The organism is Rhizobium sp. NZLR11 (assembly GCF_019685115.1).
Taxonomy (GTDB): Bacteria; Pseudomonadota; Alphaproteobacteria; order Rhizobiales; family Rhizobiaceae; genus Rhizobium.
In genome coordinates this window covers 227,896-245,919 of sequence record NZ_JABDWD010000010.1, presented here as the reverse complement: position 1 = coordinate 245,919, position 18,024 = coordinate 227,896, and the positions used below count along the sequence as shown (strand labels likewise).

27 protein-coding genes and 1 tRNA gene are annotated in these 18,024 nt (G+C 60.4%); 17 read left to right on the top strand and 11 right to left on the bottom strand.

What is annotated here, in order from left to right:
• The 8 genes from HJB83_RS19405 to HJB83_RS19370 all read left to right on the top strand — a co-directional run.
• Window positions 1-796, top strand: a 796-nt coding sequence (locus HJB83_RS19405) for a DUF930 domain-containing protein (RefSeq protein ID WP_221159578.1), incomplete at its 5' end; no start/stop codon positions are given.
• Window positions 797-898: 102 nt separating this feature from the next.
• Window positions 899-1,060, top strand: coding sequence for a hypothetical protein (locus tag HJB83_RS19400; RefSeq protein ID WP_221132124.1), 162 nt, complete (start codon window positions 899-901; stop codon window positions 1,058-1,060).
• The gene (locus tag HJB83_RS19395) at window positions 1,057-1,845 is read left to right on the top strand and encodes an APH(3') family aminoglycoside O-phosphotransferase (RefSeq protein ID WP_221132123.1); all 789 of its coding nucleotides are present in this window, start codon (window positions 1,057-1,059) and stop codon (window positions 1,843-1,845) included. Before HJB83_RS19400 ends, HJB83_RS19395 begins: the two co-directional genes overlap by 4 nt.
• 59 nt (window positions 1,846-1,904) lie before the next feature.
• Window positions 1,905-2,711, top strand: coding sequence for an AraC family transcriptional regulator (locus tag HJB83_RS19390; protein WP_221132122.1), 807 nt, complete (start codon window positions 1,905-1,907; stop codon window positions 2,709-2,711).
• An 83-nt stretch (window positions 2,712-2,794) separates the two neighbouring features.
• Entirely contained in the window at window positions 2,795-3,694 is a 900-nt protein-coding gene (locus HJB83_RS19385; RefSeq protein WP_221132121.1) for a DMT family transporter, read from the top strand.
• Between the two features lie 3 nt (window positions 3,695-3,697).
• A complete protein-coding gene (locus HJB83_RS19380) occupies window positions 3,698-4,390 on the top strand; it encodes a B3/4 domain-containing protein (RefSeq protein WP_221132120.1) in 693 nt (230 codons plus the stop codon).
• Window positions 4,391-4,469: 79 nt separating this feature from the next.
• Window positions 4,470-4,868 (top strand): DUF427 domain-containing protein, encoded by a 399-nt coding sequence (locus HJB83_RS19375; RefSeq protein ID WP_221115832.1) that lies wholly within the window; start codon window positions 4,470-4,472, stop codon window positions 4,866-4,868.
• A gap of 61 nt (window positions 4,869-4,929) precedes the next feature.
• Window positions 4,930-5,163, top strand: coding sequence for a DUF6894 family protein (locus tag HJB83_RS19370; RefSeq protein ID WP_221132119.1), 234 nt, complete (start codon window positions 4,930-4,932; stop codon window positions 5,161-5,163).
• Window positions 5,164-5,375: 212 nt separating this feature from the next.
• Here the strand turns inward: HJB83_RS19370 and HJB83_RS19365 are convergent, their stop codons facing one another.
• Window positions 5,376-5,621: a DUF6894 family protein gene (locus tag HJB83_RS19365; protein ID WP_007629945.1), complete on the bottom strand. Its 246-nt coding sequence runs from the start codon at window positions 5,619-5,621 to the stop codon at window positions 5,376-5,378.
• Between the two features lie 129 nt (window positions 5,622-5,750).
• Between HJB83_RS19365 and HJB83_RS19360 the strand changes: the two genes are divergently transcribed.
• From HJB83_RS19360 to HJB83_RS19350, 3 genes are all read left to right on the top strand, one after another.
• Window positions 5,751-6,470, top strand: a complete 720-nt coding sequence (locus HJB83_RS19360; RefSeq protein ID WP_221132118.1) for a Crp/Fnr family transcriptional regulator — start codon at window positions 5,751-5,753, stop codon at window positions 6,468-6,470.
• Between the two features lie 164 nt (window positions 6,471-6,634).
• Window positions 6,635-7,855, top strand: coding sequence for an MFS transporter (locus HJB83_RS19355; protein ID WP_207581210.1), 1,221 nt, complete (start codon window positions 6,635-6,637; stop codon window positions 7,853-7,855).
• Window positions 7,856-7,858: 3 nt separating this feature from the next.
• Window positions 7,859-8,527 carry a DUF922 domain-containing Zn-dependent protease gene (locus HJB83_RS19350; protein WP_207581209.1) on the top strand — a complete coding sequence of 223 codons (669 nt, stop codon included), beginning with the start codon at window positions 7,859-7,861 and terminating at the stop codon, window positions 8,525-8,527.
• Between the two features lie 50 nt (window positions 8,528-8,577).
• Here the strand turns inward: HJB83_RS19350 and HJB83_RS19345 are convergent, their stop codons facing one another.
• Both HJB83_RS19345 and HJB83_RS19340 read right to left on the bottom strand, forming a co-directional pair.
• Window positions 8,578-8,928, bottom strand: a complete 351-nt coding sequence (locus HJB83_RS19345; protein ID WP_207581208.1) for a YidB family protein — start codon at window positions 8,926-8,928, stop codon at window positions 8,578-8,580.
• Window positions 8,929-8,998: 70 nt separating this feature from the next.
• A complete protein-coding gene (locus HJB83_RS19340) occupies window positions 8,999-9,484 on the bottom strand; it encodes a hypothetical protein (RefSeq protein ID WP_207581207.1) in 486 nt (161 codons plus the stop codon).
• 267 nt (window positions 9,485-9,751) lie between these two features.
• On the opposite strand from HJB83_RS19340, the gene HJB83_RS19335 reads away from it, so the two are divergent.
• The 4 genes from HJB83_RS19335 (at window position 9,752) to HJB83_RS19320 (ending at window position 11,612) form a co-directional block, all read left to right on the top strand.
• Window positions 9,752-10,105 (top strand): DUF1428 domain-containing protein, encoded by a 354-nt coding sequence (locus HJB83_RS19335; protein ID WP_207581206.1) that lies wholly within the window; start codon window positions 9,752-9,754, stop codon window positions 10,103-10,105.
• An 87-nt stretch (window positions 10,106-10,192) separates the two neighbouring features.
• Window positions 10,193-10,615, top strand: coding sequence for a secondary thiamine-phosphate synthase enzyme YjbQ (locus HJB83_RS19330; protein ID WP_207581205.1), 423 nt, complete (start codon window positions 10,193-10,195; stop codon window positions 10,613-10,615).
• 156 nt (window positions 10,616-10,771) lie between these two features.
• Complete coding sequence (locus HJB83_RS19325; protein ID WP_221132117.1) at window positions 10,772-11,077, top strand: hypothetical protein; 306 nt, start codon at window positions 10,772-10,774, stop codon at window positions 11,075-11,077.
• 175 nt (window positions 11,078-11,252) lie between these two features.
• Window positions 11,253-11,612, top strand: a complete 360-nt coding sequence (locus HJB83_RS19320) for a hypothetical protein (protein WP_207581203.1) — start codon at window positions 11,253-11,255, stop codon at window positions 11,610-11,612.
• 116 nt (window positions 11,613-11,728) lie between these two features.
• Here HJB83_RS19320 and HJB83_RS19315 read toward each other — a convergent pair whose 3' ends face one another.
• Window positions 11,729-12,469 (bottom strand): SIMPL domain-containing protein, encoded by a 741-nt coding sequence (locus tag HJB83_RS19315; protein ID WP_221115826.1) that lies wholly within the window; start codon window positions 12,467-12,469, stop codon window positions 11,729-11,731.
• A 588-nt stretch (window positions 12,470-13,057) separates the two neighbouring features.
• Window positions 13,058-13,204 carry a hypothetical protein gene (locus tag HJB83_RS19310; protein ID WP_221132116.1) on the bottom strand — a complete coding sequence of 49 codons (147 nt, stop codon included), beginning with the start codon at window positions 13,202-13,204 and terminating at the stop codon, window positions 13,058-13,060.
• 248 nt (window positions 13,205-13,452) lie between these two features.
• Between HJB83_RS19310 and HJB83_RS19305 the strand changes: the two genes are divergently transcribed.
• Window positions 13,453-13,647 (top strand): hypothetical protein, encoded by a 195-nt coding sequence (locus HJB83_RS19305; protein WP_207581201.1) that lies wholly within the window; start codon window positions 13,453-13,455, stop codon window positions 13,645-13,647.
• 262 nt (window positions 13,648-13,909) lie between these two features.
• On the opposite strand, the gene HJB83_RS34190 is transcribed toward HJB83_RS19305, so the two are convergent.
• The 4 genes from HJB83_RS34190 to HJB83_RS19290 form a co-directional block, all read right to left on the bottom strand.
• The gene (locus tag HJB83_RS34190; RefSeq protein WP_259671359.1) at window positions 13,910-14,104 is read right to left on the bottom strand and encodes a hypothetical protein; all 195 of its coding nucleotides are present in this window, start codon (window positions 14,102-14,104) and stop codon (window positions 13,910-13,912) included.
• Between the two features lie 290 nt (window positions 14,105-14,394).
• A complete protein-coding gene (locus HJB83_RS19300; RefSeq protein ID WP_207581200.1) occupies window positions 14,395-14,604 on the bottom strand; it encodes a hypothetical protein in 210 nt (69 codons plus the stop codon).
• A gap of 281 nt (window positions 14,605-14,885) precedes the next feature.
• The gene (locus HJB83_RS19295; RefSeq protein ID WP_221132115.1) at window positions 14,886-15,896 is read right to left on the bottom strand and encodes a hypothetical protein; all 1,011 of its coding nucleotides are present in this window, start codon (window positions 15,894-15,896) and stop codon (window positions 14,886-14,888) included.
• A 339-nt stretch (window positions 15,897-16,235) separates the two neighbouring features.
• Window positions 16,236-16,311, bottom strand: a tRNA-Ile gene (locus tag HJB83_RS19290).
• A 220-nt stretch (window positions 16,312-16,531) separates the two neighbouring features.
• Here HJB83_RS19290 and HJB83_RS19285 point away from each other — a divergent pair.
• Complete coding sequence (locus HJB83_RS19285) at window positions 16,532-16,900, top strand: response regulator (protein ID WP_207581198.1); 369 nt, start codon at window positions 16,532-16,534, stop codon at window positions 16,898-16,900.
• Window positions 16,901-17,033: 133 nt separating this feature from the next.
• Here HJB83_RS19285 and HJB83_RS19280 read toward each other — a convergent pair whose 3' ends face one another.
• Together HJB83_RS19280 and HJB83_RS19275 are read right to left on the bottom strand one after the other, a co-directional pair.
• Window positions 17,034-17,225 carry a hypothetical protein gene (locus HJB83_RS19280; RefSeq protein WP_003593249.1) on the bottom strand — a complete coding sequence of 64 codons (192 nt, stop codon included), beginning with the start codon at window positions 17,223-17,225 and terminating at the stop codon, window positions 17,034-17,036.
• Entirely contained in the window at window positions 17,222-17,887 is a 666-nt protein-coding gene (locus tag HJB83_RS19275; protein ID WP_207581197.1) for an acyl-homoserine-lactone synthase, read from the bottom strand. Before HJB83_RS19275 ends, HJB83_RS19280 begins: the two co-directional genes overlap by 4 nt.
• Window positions 17,888-18,024 lie beyond the last annotated feature (137 nt).

The window sequence follows — 18,024 nt, the reverse complement described above, 5'->3', positions numbered from 1 at the left end:
ACCTCCACCTCCACCTCCACCGCCGCCACCACCAGCAGCAAAGCCTCAGCCCGAGGTACAACGCCGGCTATCTGCTACTCCTTCGGTTTTTGAATTTGGAGATAAGAATACCGGATCGGTAAAGTCAGACACAGGAAACTCCTCGCAGGGCAAGGCAAACCCGACACCGGTCCCTCCGCCGTCGGCGGCGCCCCAGATGCTGCCTGAGCCTGCCGACAATGCCACGCAGAAGCCTGAGCCGGCCGCGCAGCCTCCCGGTAATCCGCTTCCGAAGGACGTGAATTTGCCTGAGCTTGCTGCGGTGGATAGCCATCCGGAGCGAAATGCGCCTGCTGCCGCGACTACGGAAGAGGCGCGGACGAGCTTCGAACTGGAAAAGCCTTCGGAGACAAAAGAGTCGATGCAGCAGAAAGACGAGGAGCCGAAGGATCAATTGCCTGAGGTAAAGACGCTGTTTTCGCAGAGCGACAGCGATGATCCCATTGCCCTAATGGCGTTAGGCAATATGTCCCGCGGCGAGCGATTGAACGAACTATGCAGGACCGAGCTTAACCAACAGATCGAACACGAATCGCCGAAATATCGAGATCCTGAAATTCCATCTTATCGCCCTCGTGCCGACGCAACGGTACTTCAGGCGCTGACGACTGGCGCTTTCTACAAAGACGGTAATTGGTACAGTGTGCAGTTCAGATGCGTGGTCGATGCCGACGCCACGAAAATACTGTCGTTTTTTTTCAAATTCGGTGGTTTGATCCCTCGCAACCAATACGCAACCTACAGGATCCGCGAGTAATCGATGCAGTCTTAAATACGGCTTTGCAACAAGCCACACGCAAGGAACCGCATCTAGCCTCTTCCCATGGCCGTGATGGTACGGTGAAGAAGGGACAATGATATGTCGAACGAGATCGAGCATTTTCTGGAGTACCAGGACGAAGCCGTGAGCGCGCTGTTTCTGGAAAGCAAGGGCGACGAGCTGACCGATATTCTGGTGGTGGCTCTCGAAGAGGCCTTCGAGATCCTGCTCGAGGCTGCGCCTGCCGAAACGCTTCATTGAAATTTTCAAAGCCATTGCCGGCCGGACCGCTTGGAGACCGGCTGTCCGGCTACCGGATGGAGCGGGACGCGCTCGGCCGTTCGGCGGCAAGCGTCTTCCGGCTGGAAGGCGAGGGCTTGCCGGCGCTCTATCTCAAGGCCGAGCAGGCGGGACCATTCGGCGAGCTTGCCGATGAGGCGGGCCGGCTCGGTTGGCTGAAGACCTTCGGCCTGCCATGCCCGGATGTGATCGCAGAGGAAAGCGACGGCGAACGCAACTGGCTGTTGACCAGCGCGCTGCCGGGAACCGACCTTGCCAGCGCGTCGGCGCTGAAGCCGCTTGCGCGGGTCGAACTGCTGGCGGCAGCCTTGACCGATCTCCATCGCCTGCCGATCGCTTCCTGTCCGTTCGATCACCGGCTGGAAACGCGCCTGCCGATCGCAAAGGCGCGCATGGAGGCGGGGATTGTCGATGAAGAGGATTTCGACGAGGCGTGGCTGGGACGGAGTGCCGAGACCCTGTTCGCCGGACTCCTGCTCACGAGGCCTGATGACGAAAACCTCGTGGTTTCGCACGGCGATGCCTGCCTGCCGAATTTCATCGCCTCCGAAGCAGGGTTCTCCGGTTATATCGATTGCAGCCGGCTCGGCGTCGCCGACCGCTATCAGGATATCGCGCTTGCCTGCCACAGCATCGCCTTTAATTTCGGCGAGGCGCTGGTGCGGCCCTTCCTCGATCGTTACCGGCTGACGGCTCTGGATCCGGCGAGGCTCGATTATTATCAGCTGCTCGACGAATTCTTCTAACCGTTGCGCCATCTCCATCCGGCTGGCAGAGTGGCTGCAATCGAACCTGCAGGCAGACGATGGCGAAGAACCAGTTCAGGATGCTGCGCTCAGCTCTGGCGGGCGTCGAAGCGGTGGAAGCGGAAACGCATCACAGCTTTGCCCGCCACACGCATGAGCAATTCGGCATCGGCCTGATGTCCGCCGGCGCGCAGTCGTCGCTCAGCGGTCGCGGCATGGTGGAGGCCGAGGCCGGCGACATCATCACGGTCAATCCGAACGAGGTGCATGACGGCGCGCCGATCGGCGTGGGCCGGTCCTGGCGCATCCTTTATTTCGATCCCTCCATCGTCGCCGGTCTGTCGCGAGAGGTCGGTGAAGACGGGGCAGGGAGATCGGAAATCCCGCATCCCGTCATCCGCAATAGCGCGATCGCCGCCCGCTTCGAAAGGCTGTTTGGCGCGGTGACCGGCGGGGGAGCGGCGGACGCCCTGCACTGCGAGGAACTGCTGCTGCAACTCGTCGCCGACGTCATGCGCGAGCGCGGTGGCGCTAAAGAGCGGCCACCGGTGCCGACGTCTATCCGTGCGGCGCGAGAGCTGATCGATGACGATCCTCTTGCCGCCGTCTCGCTTGCCGATCTGTCAAGGGAAAGCGGGCTCAGCCGCTTTCAGGTGCTGCGCGGTTTTGCCAAGGCGACCGGCTTGACGCCGCATGCCTATCTCGTCCAGGCCCGCATCCATATCGCCCGGCGGCTGATCGCCCAGGGCATGCCGCTGGCCGAGGCAGCCTTTGCCAGCGGTTTTGCCGACCAGAGCCACATGACGCGCGTTTTCGTGCGCAAATACGGCCTGTCGCCGCGTCTCTATGCCGGCGCCTTTCTCTGAACACCGGCGTTGCGTCTGCAATTTCGTTCAAGACCGCGGGAAGCCCCTGCTATTTCCTGGACGCTCCCAACAGGAGGCGTTGAATGTCGAGGCAGGTTCAAGGGTATGTCTATCTGGCGCTGGCCATGCTGACGGTGGGAAGCACCGTCATCGCCAGCAAGCTCATCGCATCAGGCTTGCCGCCATTTACCGCCACCGCCCTGCGCTTCGCGCTGGCTTTTCCCGTCTTCCTGGTGTTGATGCGCGCAAGCGGCGTGCGGCTGCCAAAACTCTCCTGGCATGATCGCCTGATCCTCGCCATTCAGGCGGGCGCCGGCAGCGTCGGTTATACGACGCTGCTGATTTCCGGCCTCAGCCTGACCTCGGCGGCCGATGCCGGCGTGGTCATCGGCACGCTGCCGGTGGTCTCGGCTGCCATTTCCATCCTACTGCTTGGCGAACGGCCGAAGCCTGCCTTGCTCGTTGCCGTGGCGCTGGCGACGGCGGGCGTGCTTTCGATCGCCTTCATGCCGGGCGCGGCCGGCGGGTCGCTCGCCGGCAATGTGCTGATCTTCTGCGCCGTCGTCTGCGAGGGGCTGTTCATCCTGCTGAACAAAAGACTGAAGACGCAGATCCCGCCGCTTGCCCAGTCGACTGTCATGGCCGGCATCGGCTTCCTCGTCGCCGTCATCCCGGCGGTTTTCGAGGTGCCTCCCGCAGGGGATATGTCCACAAGCGCTGTCGTTGCCGTCGTCTATTATGCGCTGGTGCCGACCGTCGGCGGCTTCCTGCTCTGGTATGCGGGGGCGGAGAGGGTGAGCGGCACGGAAGCCGCGCTCTTCACTGCCGTCGCTCCGGTCTCCGCCGTCATGCTGGCCGTCATCATCCTCGGCGAGCCGGTCGGGCTCAACCATATCGCCGGCATTACCTGCGTGCTTGCGGCCGTGCTCGGGCTTGCCGTTGCCGGGAGCCGTGTCGTCGCAAAACGCATCGAGGGGAGATAGACCATGCAGTTCAGCCATTCCAATGCCATATGGCAGGCCTTTCCGGAGCTTCGCGCCGGCGCTCTCCATGCCGAAGGCATCCACGCGGATGCCAACGTCGAGGCGGCGATCGCAGACTTCAGCGCGATCGCAAAGGCCCGGCTGGCCGAAGCGCAAGAAGGCGACTTCCCTGAAATCCAGGCCTGGCGGCGCGGCTTTTCCCGGATGGGGCTGAAGCCGACGCAATATCGCTGCGCGTCCGAAGCGCTGTTGCGCCGCTTCCGCCAGGAACATGCGCTGCCGCGCCTGCATCCGCTTATCGATCTCTGCAACGCGATTTCGCTGGCTTTCGCCATCCCGGTTGCCGTCTTCGACACCGAGAAGATCGCCGGCGACCTCCAGGTCCGACGCGCCGGGGGTCATGAGACCTATCTGACCTTCGGCGGCGAGAGCGAACATCCGGAGCCGGACGAGGTGATTTTCGCTGACGGAGAGGAGAACGCGCATGCGCGGCGGTGGACGAACCGGCAGAGCGGGCTTTCGGCGGTGCGGCAGACGACGCGCTCGGTGCTGATCGTTGCCGAGGCCCTGCATGCTTCAGCCGGAGAGGATATCGGCAGGCTGGTCGCAACGTTGGCGGAGGCGCTGGCACGTCACTGGCCGGCGGCGCCGAGAACGGCGATGCTGAGCCTGAGATCACCGCTTTTCGAATTCTAGATGCCGGCGTTTCAGGCCTTGGACGAACCGCATGCCCACCCTATCTCCACGGCATCGACATTTCCTGGAGGCGAACCCTATGTCAGACAAATCGATCAAGATCCCGGGGCCGGATCATCCGATCACCGTAGAACACAATCCCTCCCGCGTCGTCGTCACGCTTGACGGCAAGGTGATTGCCGATAGCCACGATGCGCTGACGCTTCGCGAAGCCTCCTATCCGCCGGTGCAGTATATTCCGCGCAAGGATGTGGACATGGCGCTGCTGCAGCGCACCGACCATACCAGCCATTGCCCCTATAAGGGCGATGCCGCCTATTACAGTATCATTGCGGGCGGCGATCGGTCGAAGAATGCCGTCTGGACGTACGAGGCGCCGAATGCCGCGGTCAGCAATATCAAGGGCCATCTCGCCTTCTATCCCGACCGGGTCGACGGCATCGAGGAAATGGCTTCACCGGAAGCCGGCACCTTCTGATCACGGCAGTCGGAACATGTTGCCCGCGGGATCGTTAGCTTGTTCTAGCAGGGGATGTGTCGTGCCTAAATTCTACTTTGAGCTCCTCGATCGTGATGGTGTCGGGACGACTGAGACCGGATATGAATTCGCCTCCATCGAGGCCGCCAAAGCGGAGGCGCGGCGCGTGCTCGCCGAAATGGCCGCCGAAGGCCTGCCGTCGGAACCTCTGAACATGCTGTCGGTCGAACTCTTCGACGAAAGCCGGCGGCCGCTAGCGGAAATCCGGTTGATTCTCGAGGAAATCGCCAAATAGCCGCAGCCGGAATGCTGCTTGCGATGTTGGTCAGAGCAATGGCGCGACTATGTCAAATTTAATTGCCGGCGGTGGAGGCGGGTCTTAATGCATGTCGCCCGGAGGTGTGCAGCAGTTCCGGGAGAACGACAGCATAAAAAAGAGCCTAAGCGTCGCGGCGACCGAGTGGGATTGATGCGGGAGAGACCGGCGGCAACCCTGAAAGGCTGCCGCTATCGCAAGACGTCGAGCCATTCATTGTTGAAGACGAGGCTGGCAACCGTCACCGGGTCGCCGCTTTCATTGCGAACGGTGACGGCGATGATCGCGCGATCACCCGCGGGCAATTCGTCACGGGCCACATCCAGCAGGATGCGGGTCACCTCTTTCGGAATGTCCTCGCGCGATCTGAGCTCGGTGCCGTGCTCGTCGCGTGTGGGACCTTCGCCGTTATGCAGATCGAAAAAGTAGCGAGCCATGTTCTTTCCTGTGCGTCACAGGGGAAATTACAGATGAAGACAATTGTTCCCGAGGCCAGGCATTGATTCCTATAGAAAATACAGGTCGCATCGTTATGATCCCCTCTTTCGAACTCGGCGGACAAGCCCGTGATTGAAGCCCTGCTGCTCAACCTTGGAAGCCGGGATGTGCTGTCGACCGAGGAGGAAAACCGTATCAGGTCGATCCTGGTCAAGGACCGGCACTTTGCTGCCGGAGAGGATATTGTCGCCGAAGGCAGCCGCCCGCCCTACAGCACGCTGCTGCTCGATGGTTTCGCTGCGCGCTACAAGGTGATGGCCGATGGCAGCCGCCAGATCACCGCGCTGCATGTCGCCGGCGATTTCGTCGACCTGCACGCCTTTCCCCTCAAGAAAATGGATCACGGCATCGTTGCGCTCTCGGCCTGTCATGTTGCTTTCGCCGATCATGGCGATCTCCGGGCGATCACCGAGCGCATGCCGCATCTGACCCGGCTGCTCTGGCTCGATACTCTGATCGATGGCGCCATTCACCGGGAATGGATCGTCGCCATGGGCCGGCGCTCGAAACGGGCTCAGATCGCCCACCTCGTCTGCGAGCTTTTCGTGCGCTTGCAGGTCGTCAAGCGGACGCGGGGCGCCAGCTTCCAATTTCCGTTGACGCAGATCGAGATGGCCGACGTGCTCGGCATTTCCGTCGTCCATCTGAACAAGACGCTGCAGGCGCTGCGGCGCGAGGGGGTGTTTACCTGGGAGAACCGGACGATCACCATCGTCGATTGGGAGCGCCTGCAGGAAATCGCCGAATTCGATCCCGCCTATCTCAGCATCCACAGTGAGCCGCGCTAAAGCGCCCGGGATTAAGCTTGCGTCATGCGGCGCCCCGTATGGCGTAACCGGGTCGCGCCAGCGCATTCCGATTGACAAACAGCGTATCGGGGCAGAACACCGTTCCGACCTTCCCAGAACTCCCAAGAAGGCTGGCGCAGCCGCGGCCTGCCGGTGACATCGCAATGGACATATCCCAAGGCCCGCGGAGCGTTCTTCGCCACCCAGGCTATCTGAACTTCGCTGCCTCCCGCGTGTTTTCCTCGCTTGCATTCCAGTCCATCGGCATTGCCATGGGCTGGATGATCTATGACCAGACGCATAGCGCCTTTGCGCTCGGCCTCGTCGGCCTCTGCCAGTTCCTGCCGATGGCGCTGCTGACCTTCGTCGTCGGCCATGTCGCCGACCGGTTCGACCGGCGGCGCATCGGCCTCGTCTGCCAGGTGATCGAGTCGGTGACGGCGCTGGTGCTGGCGGTTGCCACCTGGCAGCAATGGCTGACGCCAGCCGGCATTCTTGTCGCGGTCACGGTGCTCGGCGCCGTCGTCGCCTTCGAGCGGCCGACCATGGCGGCGCTGCTGCCGAATATCGTGCCGGCCTCGATGCTGCAAAAGGCGGTCGCAACCTCCACTTCGCTGATGCAGACGGCGCTGATCATCGGCCCGTCACTCGGCGGCCTGCTTTACGGGCTGAACCCGGTCGCGCCCTTTGCCGTGTCGGCGCTGCTCTTTGCCGTCGCGAGCGTCAACGTCATCTCGATCCGCATGCAATGGGCGCCTGCCAAGCGCGAGCCGGTGACGCTTGCCTCGGTCTTTGCCGGCGTCTCCTTCATCCGCAGCCGGCCGGTGATGCTCGGCACCATCTCGCTCGATCTCTTCGCAGTGCTGCTCGGTGGCGCAACCGCGCTGCTGCCGATGTTTGCCAGCGATATCCTGCATGCCGGCCCCTGGGGACTGGGCTTCTTGCGCGCCGCACCGGCGGTCGGCGCGCTCGCCATGTCGATCGTGCTGGCCCGCCGGCCGCTCGAAAGCAATGTTGGGCGCAAAATGCTTGCCGCCGTTGCGGTATTCGGCGTCGCCACCATCGTCTTTGCACTCTCCACCAATATCGCGCTTTCCGTCGCCGCACTGCTCGTCGTCGGCGCGTCCGATACGGTCAGCGTCGTCGTGCGCAGCTCGCTGGTGCAGCTTCTGACGCCGGACGAGATGCGGGGCCGCGTCAGCGCCGTCAACTCGCTGTTCATCGGCACCTCCAACCAGCTCGGCGAATTCGAATCCGGCATGATGGCGGCAGCCCTCGGTCCCGTCGCCACCGGCATCGTCGGCGGGCTCGGCACTGTTATCGTCGTGCTCCTGTGGGTGCGGCTCTTCCCCGACCTGACCAAGGTCAAGACGCTGCAGGGCTGATGCATGGCTGGTGCGTTGAAAGCAGCGGCGGCCGCCGTTAGGTTCGCCCGAAACATTATTCGGCGGGGACCGCGCGTGACGAAAGTTTTTCTATCCTGTGTGCTCGCGACCGTGTTCGCATCGGCGCCGGTCGTGGCGCTGGCCGATTGGCAGGCTGTGGAAGAGGTGCGGCCCTATTCGATATCGGGAACGACCGGCGCCGAACTCTACGAATCGATCGGGGCGCGGGGGCCTGAAGCCGGCGCGAGCCGGGCGATCGCGCATACGACGTTCAAGCTGACATGGACCCGGAAATACGAACCGCAGGGCAATGCCTGCGTCATCATCACCAACCGGCCGAAGCTCATCATCACCTATACGCTGCCGAAGCCATCGGCAGCGCTGGCGCCTGCCGTTAGAAGCAGCTGGGATGCCTTCATTACGGGCGTGTACGCCCATGAGCGGGTGCATGGCGACACCATCAAGGCGATGGTCAGGGAAATCGAGGCGATGAGCATCGGCCTCACCGTCGCCGATGATCCCGACTGCAAGAAGATCCGGATCGAGCTGACGCGCCGCCTCGGCGAGATTTCCATGAGGCAACGCCAGAGCGGCCGCGACTTCGACAAGATCGAACTCGGCGACGGCGGAAATATCCAGCAGCTCATCCTCAAGCTGGTCAATGGGCCCTGATCGGGCCGAAGCGTGCCAAGGGAAGGCCGCTATGGCGTGTTGAGTGAGACTCAGGGCGTCCGGATCGTGCCGTCCGGGCTTGCCTGATCGACCGCGGCCGGCAGGTGTTGCGCGAGGATATTCGCCACCTGGTCCGTCGGCACGCCAAGCTTCTGCGCAAGCGAGACGAGATATTCGTTCGATAGTGCGGAACGGATTTCGTCTGGGGTGATCGGCTGGTTTTCGCCACGCCCGAGCCAGGAATTGACACGCGACCCGAGGCCGGCGTCGTTCAGTTTCGTCACCACGCCGTCCAGGCCGCCGAATTGGGAAAAGGCATCGGACATCAGTCCGCCGAGGCCGCCCGGATGGTTGCTGATCGCCTTGCTCAGCATGCCGCCCAAATTATCAAAGAGACTCATCGCATCCTCCGTGTAGATCGTGATCGGCGCCGCCGCGTGGCGACGCCTGTGATAGCCGAGCGAAAAGACGTCAGGACTTGAGTTTGCTGTTGCAGATGCTGTAATAGCCGCCGCCCTTCTTGATCCAGGTGAGGCCGCCCAGGCTGTCATTGGCCTTGTCGGTTTTGTATTGATCGAGACAGGTATGCATTCTCGCCTTACCCGGGGTCTCGCTTGCGTATTTCGCCGAGACCTTGGTGGGGAAGACCACGCCCTTCGGAGCCTTGGTCGTGGTTGCCGGCGGTTCGGATGCATTGTCCGTATTGGCCATCGTCGGCTCTTCGTTCTTGGCATCGCCCGCAGCAGGTGCTGTGGCCGCAGGTGCTGCCGCGGCATCGGTTCCGCACTGCGCCTTACGGAAATCGTTCCACTTCATTCCATTCAGGCTGTTGGCCGCTTGTGCCGCTTTGTATTTGGCGCTGCATTCGTTCATCGTCAGCGCATTCGCGTGAGACGCGAAGGTGAATGCTCCGATACCAAGGGCGACGGCTGTTCCGATAGAAGCAAGTTTGATCATGAATACATCCTCCAAGAGCTGTATTGATGTCGACGCCTGAACGCGGGCACACGCCGCGTAGGCGGGTGCTGTCAGGTAACATTAGATCGCGGAGCAATACTGTCAAATTTTAGGCGTTCATTATATAAGTGGAGAATAAATCAGTAAATTTCGATACAGCCGTGTTGCCAGCCCGCTTTCGATCGGGTGAACGGTCGGTCGGTCTGGAACTACCCGACTGGTCTCCTATTTCTCCCGTCAGCGTGAGATAGATGGAGGAGGCGTGCAATGTCCTATGTCGATGGTTTCATCGTGGCGGTGCCGAAGGAGAATATCGAAGCCTATAAGGAATTCTCGGCCTTCGCCGGGTCGATCTGGAAGGAATATGGCGCGCTCGAATATGTCGAATGCATCGGCGACGACGTGCCCTATGGCACGCTGACCTCCTTTCCTCGCGCCGTGCAAGCCAAAGAGGACGAGGTGGTGGTGTTTTCCTGGATTGTCTATCGGTCGCGGCAGGAGCGCGACGATATCAATGCCAAGGTGATGGCCGATCCCAGGCTCAAAGGCGACCAATGGCAGATGCCGTTCGATGGCAAGCGGATGATCTATGGCGGCTTCGAGACGCTGCTCAGGCTCTGATGCCGGCGCTCCCGCTTTTCGAGGCATTGACTTGGCCGCCATGACGCGCCAACTCGCGGGGATATCACTCCGAGACGGGAGAGCGCCTTGCCGCAGACGGTCCTTACACTAGCCACACGCGGGCAGGGACTTTACGAATTCACCGACCAGGCGGAGGCTTTCGTCAGAGCGGCCGGGCAGGAGGAGGGGCTTCTCACCGTCTTCGTGCGGCACACTTCCTGTTCGCTGCTGATCCAGGAAAATGCCGATCCCGACGTACAAACCGATCTTCTCGCCTTCTTCCGCCGCCTCGTGCCGTCGGCCTCCGATCCCGCGATGGGCTGGGTCGTTCATAGGGCCGAGGGGCCGGACGACATGCCGGCGCATATCAAGGCGGCGCTCACTCAGGTTTCGATCGGCATCCCCGTCGCGAGGGCGCGGCTGATGCTCGGCACCTGGCAGGGCCTTTATCTGTTCGAACATCGCGACCGGCCGCACCGGCGCGAAATCGTCCTGCATCTCAGTGCCTGAAAGGATTAATCCTTCTGAATGAGAACTGAATGCGCGGTTCGAATGCCATTCAGTTTGCAGCGTCTACTGTCGAAACAATCCCTGAAGGGAGAGTTCGAGCATGTCGCGCGATAACGACATGCGTAAAGACAAAGAACAAATCGACGGAGACACCCCATGACGCATTTGCTCGCCAAAGCCTCGCTTGCCGCATTGCTCGCCCTCTGCTCCATTCCGGTCACGGCTTCCACCGCGGCAGCCGCAGCGCCGCAGACGAACCTCGTCGCCGAAGCGCAATACCATCGTCCGATCCGCGGTTGCTCGCCGATGCATGCGGTGCGCAAGGCGCGCGACTTCGGCCTGCGCGATGCCCGCATCACCCGCATGTCGCCGCGCGTCGTCGTCGTTGCGGGGCGTGAGCGTCGCGGCTGGGACAGGATCACCTTCGCGAATGTCCGCGGCTGCCCGCTGATCCGGCGTTAAGCACCCTGCGGCAAGCGTCCAAGCGGCGCTTGCCGGTCGCTTTTGCCTTGACGGCGACACTTTCACTTGTCTCTTCTCTAGCCCGTATGGGTGATTCCCAAATGACGCTTCGGCGGAATGCGGAGTAATAGGCGGGCGGCTCGGCCGCACCGACTTTCAAACGAAAGGTTTTTAGATGATGCAGTTTTTGGCAAAGGCGGGTCTTGCCGCCATGCTGACAGCCGGCACCCTTGCCGGCACGGTGGCGCCTGCCGCCGCGCAGTTGAATATCATTATCGGCGATCAGGATCGTGATCAGCCGCGGGATTACCGCCGTCCGCCGCCCGGCTACGACCGTCCGCCTCTGGGCTACGATCGCCGGCCGCGCGGTTGCGATCCGCGTCTCGCTGAAGATATGGCCCGCGATTTCGGCTTCCGCCGCGCCCGCGTCGTCGACGTCACGCCGCGCCGCGTCATCGTCCAGGGCTGGACACGTCGCGGCCCCGACCAGATAAGCTTCGGCAACGTCCGCGGCTGCCCCGCTCTGCGTCGCTGATATCAACTAGAATACCGACCGCCTTTGCCAGTCTCCCGGATCGGCAAGGGCGGTTTTCCTTTTGTGTAATTCTTTGACAGCGCCGCGCGTCTGAAGGACGCGCGGCGCTGTCATGCTTACTGATCGATGGCGAAGGTCACGGTGACGCTGACATTGTAACTGTTCTCGCCGCCCTGGACGGGAACGGCAGCGTCGGAAGCTTCCTTCATCATCGTGGCGCGATAGGCGGGCTGCGGCATCGGGCGAGGGACGTTCTCGTTGATCTCGATGATCCGGCCGAGCTTGACGCCAGCGGCTTCGCTCAACGTCTTCGCCTTCTTGACGGCCTCGGCGACGGCATTCTTGCGCGCCTGTTCGAGGGCTGCTTCCGGCTTGTCGTTGGTGAACTGGATGTCGCCGCCCTGGTTGATACCGAGGGTGACGGACTGGTCGATCACCTGGCCGAGTTTGGCGAGATCGCGCAGCCTGACGGTGACCGAATTGATGGTCTGGTAGCCGATCAGCTGCGGCTGCTGTTGCTGGCCATCGACCGGCTGCGGATAGTTGTATTGCGGCTGGATGGAAAAGCCTGAGGTTTGCAGATCGCGCTCGGCGATGCCGCCGTCCTTCAGCGCCTTAAGCACCTCGTTCATCGCCTTGTTGTTCTCGTCGAGCGCTTCGCGGGCGGTTTTCGCCTGCTTGACGACAGCGAGATTGACGACGGCCATATCGGGAGCGATGGCCGATTCGCCATCACCGGTCACCGAAATCACCGCCTCGCGCGGCTTTGCTTCCTGCGCCAATGCGGGCGCTGCGCTGCCAAGCGGCAGAGCCAGAAGGGCAGTCATCAGAATAGTTTTGGAGAGAATCGGCGCCATGTTTCATTCCCTAGTTGTCGTTTCCCGGAACCACTTTCTGTCGGTTGATTGTGAAGCTATTGCGGCGGAAAGGAAGGGCGGAGGCGCATCGGGAGAAAAATGTGCGGGATGCGTGGGTGGAACTCAAAACCCGTTCAGCGGTCGGCTGCAACATTCGGCTCAACAGGGAGTGAAAGAGAACGCGTCCTGCGCTGGCGAGTAACGGAGAGTGTGCCGTGTCAGCCCCTCTGCCCTGTCGGGCCCGGGGTCGAGCCGCGGGTCTCGACCCGTCCTTCGGACCCCCACGGGTGGGAAGATCGCCTAGACGCACTGGTTTCCCCAGACAATTGGCGTCGCAGAACGACGCAACGGAAGAGAGGTAGGAAGGCCTAGCCACTTGCCGATCTCCCCACCTGTGGGGGAGATGCCCGGCAGGGCAGAGGGGGGCGACCACGGCATACCCTCTCCATCCTGGGCACGGTTTTCACCGGCTTGGTCTGCAGTTCCACGGTTTCGCAGGCGCCGAAGGCCGGCCTGTCGACTGATCCTAGTTCCGGAAGGATTTGCCTATTTCTTGATCAGAAGCCGCAGACGGCTTCGCGGCGCGCTTTATGCGCCGAAATCATCCATAAACGACGGATGGATCGCAGGCTTGCGCTCTTCGCGCGCGTCGCGAAAACGCTGGGGAACCGCACCGAGACCGGCCACGAAACGGGTCAGGAGATTGCGGTTGAAAAGTTTATGCAGGGCACTCATGGCAGTTCACTCATTCTTTTTTTTGTTAGCCGGCAGCATATATTTTGCCCAAGCTGCCATCGCAATGGGCAATTTTACATGACAGTTATGCGACAGTGCATGGCTCGGAGGCAGGTGAAAGGCGATCACATTGGCGTTAGGCGGGGCGCCGAGGCGGCCAACCGCTCTAAATCCTCACAAACACCCGTCATCGCGTGGTAGATTGCCCTCTTGGGCTGAAACCATGCCCCTTCGAAGGAGACGCTCAGATGAACCGATTTTTCGCCTTTATCGCGACCGGAACGCTGATCAGCCTTGCCACGATCACTTCGGCCTGCACGTCGTCCGGAAGCCTCGACCAGACTTCGTCGATCGGCGACGGTTACTATCACGAGAGTCGCCCGCTTAATCCAGCCTGCGGGGGTGGGTTCAGACCTAGCGACGGGCGTTCTTGCAGTTATTAGAAAAGAGTCCTTGGCACTATGTCGTAGGACGAAGTCAGTCTGATGCTGTCATGGCGGTAGCCAATGTTTCGCCCCACATCTCCCCTATGGCCCAATCCACGACTGGCTTCCCATGGACCGAGCAAGCGGAGATTGTTGGGCAATTACAGCCAACTGCCTGCAGCCGGCGGCTCCACTTTTCCGTCTGACAAGCGTGCCGTGCCGAAAGATGCGGCACCGACCAATGGAGCTATCACGGCGCTGGCGTCCGCATTTTCCAGCGCTAATAGCTGCACGGACGATCGTTGCCGAATCCATTGCGGCAGGCGGGCCGGAGAGCAAAGTCAGCGCTGTGAGAGGTATACCCGACCGAGCCCGTTTGCACCGAGTCATGTGAGCTCGTGGTGCAGGACGATGCCGACATGGAGATGACGAAGACGGTTGTCATGGCTGCCAATAGTTTGCGAGTTTGTAGCATGTGACCATCCAGCATTGCCCAAAGAGTGTCCTTGTATTCCTGACAACTAGGGTCGATGTGGCATTCCGATAACTGTGCTTGTCGATCAAGATTTCGTTATTTGTTGACAAACCTTCGCCAGCTTCACCCGAGGGCTAAGCCTAACCCGGAAAACCTGTTGGGGAGGCCATTGGCTCTCCAAATAGCCACTCTAGGAAACGCCGCCGCCGAGATAGTCGGTTTTCCGGCTTGGGCCGTGCCGCAATGAACATCACCGCCTTGGACGCCTGCTTGGCGTCCAAAATTATCACTCAGTGAAGCCCTTGCAGTCTGTTCCGCCGCTCTGCCAGCAGTTCATTTTGAACCAGATTCCTGGCATTGTCCGAAAGACCATTCGGCCCGAACAGACCAAGTTCGGTAAACCGCGCTTCGATTTCCTTCGGAATGCTATCCGCTTCGTGTTGGCAGAGGCGCACAAGCCACTTCCATTCGTCGCTAGTCATATCCCTGTGCACGACCATGAATTGCTACCCCTCCCGAGAACAACGACATCCATTAATAAGTACCACAACTTCTATCGAAAGGCAGGTGGCTCGGCGATCAGGCTGATCATGCGCGTATCAATCCGCAAAGCGCTGTCGAACGCGAGGTTTCCGATCATTCTCGGTAAGTCTCCACCAGCCGATAGTTGGCAAACCGTAAGTGATAGGCGGTCTAGACGCTGCCTCCGACGAGACAAATCTCTCGCCAAGTAATCGGCTACGGAGGACAGTAACTATGCCCGAGACGGCGGTCCGGCCATTTAAGCTTCTTGACCAATATGTTCGCGAAGTGCGCTCTCCAAGTCCACCGGGAGCGACATTGGAAGGGTGACGCGGGTTGCTTCCCCTATCACCTCGAAATCGTATTCATCCGGGATCCGATCGAACACCGAAGACCTATTGCCAGTATAGTGCGTTAAAACCTCCAATACCTGATCTACCCCGCACCAGGAGGTTTCACCCAGTGAAGGCAACTGATCGTCAAATGGCCGAGGCGCGGCAAACATTTTGTGTGATCCGGGAAACCAGCGACCAACGACCAGCGTATCGTCGATGTGGCTCATGTAGTAGGCAGCGTCAATTTTGCTGAAAGTGTTGCCGACACGCGAAACATTGTCCACATCCTTACGAACGTCATTTTGCTCGCCGACATCCCAATAGTCGCGAAATACGATTAGCACACGATCCAAATTGACGAATGAATGATTCGCACTTCCTATGAATTCAAATGCGCCTCCAAACGCATGGTCGAGATGGCGGCCTTGGCGTTGTTGTCCAAGGAGCAAACGCGCTTGAGTGGCTAATGTGCGTTTAAAGACGGTTAGACCGTCCGTCTCGGCGGCGCTGTCCAAATCCAGGATCTCTCGGAATGTCTGCGCCCCGGAACCCGCAACCGAAATTACGCCGTCCTTCTCCTGGGCGATTTTCTGCATGTTGTGGCTGAATCCTGCCAAACCTCCATCACATATAAATGCGTTGACGAACCAGGCTGATGCTCGATCAGTCGGAAGTCCCGCTTTATTCAAGATAGTTTTTAGATCCTCCAGCGATAAAGGTTTATCGAGCGGCGCCGCGTAAAGATATCGAAGAGCTTTCTCAAAATTTGCCATCGGCCCGCTCCACCCGAAGACGATATGAGGGCCGATCGTGAAAACCTTCCTTGCTAGGCCAGCAACCCAGAGACCACTTCCATCCAGCTGCTCGGTTTCATTGGGGAGGTCTCGTGTGGGTATGGGCGTGTCTTCGTATGTTTTCTTCGGGGTGGTGACCAACGTGTCTCCAAACGCAAAGTAGGTCTGCCTCCACTTGAAGCTCGCGATCAACGTCAACGTTCATACACCCCCAGTGATATTGCGGATTGCCTCTCTGGCCATTCCGTTTCGAGTGGCGATCTATATTGGAAATTGCTGTCTGTGACGATCACTACATGGTCAAACGACCATCGCAATTTTTCGGGGCGGAATGACATTGAGGATGGTTTGAGGCAGCTTCAAACGAGCTTTAAGAGGGCTTCAACAGATGTCCAAAAATTCCGGAACCTCGTGTCAAAATTCCGGAATTTCGCGTCCGGCTACACCTAAAATTTATGAAAATTCAAAACCTTAGGATGGTGGTGGGCCCGGAGGGACTCGAACCCCCAACCAAGCGGTTATGAGCCGCCGGCTCTAACCATTGAGCTACAGGCCCTTGACGCCGGTGGTGGGCGCCTTGGCGCCGGAGGCCGGCGCCTGGATGCCGGGGCAATGGTTCCCACAGCATCGGTTCGCTCTAACGCAAATTGCAGGGAGCCACAAGCGCAGAGCGCAAGCATCTGTGGACGGTGCATATTTCGTGGGCGCCGGTACTGGAACCTTCTCGCGCGGGCGGCAATTACAGAGATTGGATTCGATGAAGAGGGCGGTCGCAGATGGTGGCGTTGAACAGTGCCGTGGTGCTTATCGTCGAGGACGAGCCGCTGATCCGGTTCACTGTCCTCGATGTGCTTGAAGATGTCGGCCATGTGGCGCTGGAGGCGGCAAATGCCGATGAGGCGTTGGTGGTGCTGAAGGGCAGGCAGGATGTCGATATCCTGTTCACCGACGTCAACATGGCAGGTTCGATGGACGGGATCCAGCTTGCCAAGCGGGTGAGGGCGATGCGGCCGAATATCGGCATCATCATCACCTCGGGCATGGTGCGGCTGGACCCCATGGCGCTGCCGGCCAACACCGCCTTCCTGCCGAAGCCCTACATGCACGACGCGCTGATCTCGACGATCGCTTCGCTGATGACGTGACTGGATTGCTTGGTGATAGGACTTCCCCATGACATGACTGGGCGCGCAGCCGCAAAACGGGGACGGTTTTGCGGCTGCGCGCGAGGCGCCGGGAGACATGCTGGTCTTCGGGCGTGCGGAGGGGGTCGCGCCCTCAGCTGAAGCTGCTCTTCAGCGCCTCGTTCTCGTGGTGAGCCTTCTTTTCGTAGATCGTGAACAGCGCCATCGAGAGGAGATAGGAGAGGAAGGGATCCCCTATCTGCGTGGCAATGTCGCGGGAGGCGAGCACGTGGCGCTCCAAGGCGCCGATATCTTTCTGTATTGCGGTTTCAGCGAGGCGGTTCATGCTGCCATCTCCAGGAATTGGGTCACGACCGAGCGGGCCGGCACGTGTCTGATATAAAGGGGTAGGGTCAGGCCGAGGGCGGCGCGCATCTTGCACAGCACGCGGTCCGACACCTCGAAGGCGCCGCAGCAGACGGGATACTTGCCGTAACCGTCTGCGCGGCCGAGTTCTTCCACTTCGGCGCCGGCACGTTTGTAGACGCGCTTGAGATAGGGCTCGTAGTTGGAAATCATCGTGTGGATGCCGTGATCGAGCGCGCATTCGCAAAGCGCCAGCAGCATCATCGAGAAGGCGCGGCCGGCGTCGATATTCGGGAAATCCCTGGCGATCGCCTCCTCATCGATGCACATGCGCGTGCCCTCCCAGATGCCCGGCGCAATGAGATTGGCGGCATCCGGAAAAGTCTCGCGGAAGACATCGTAGAGAAGGGTCGGGCCGGTCGTCGGCATCAGGCGCATGCCGCCATAAAGACGGGTGCGGCTGTCGTTGCACCAGACGAGATAGGCGGGAGCGAGCGCATCGTAGCTGTCGCGCTCGTAAGGGCCGACGACGGGAACGTCCCAGCCGAGCGTATCGGCGAAAACCTGCTTGCGCAGGCGAAACATCTGATCAAGTACGGCAGCGTATTTCTGATATTCGTGAGCCTGAATGATTACAAACATCTTGCCCTCCAGCGTTTGCAAGTTCGTGGAGAGCAGAATGGTTCAGACGGGCCGGATCGGAAATTCCCTCAGATGGGCCCCCTCAGATGAGGGGGGCAGAGCATGTCGCGCAAAACTGTGCCGCGGTTTTGCGACAA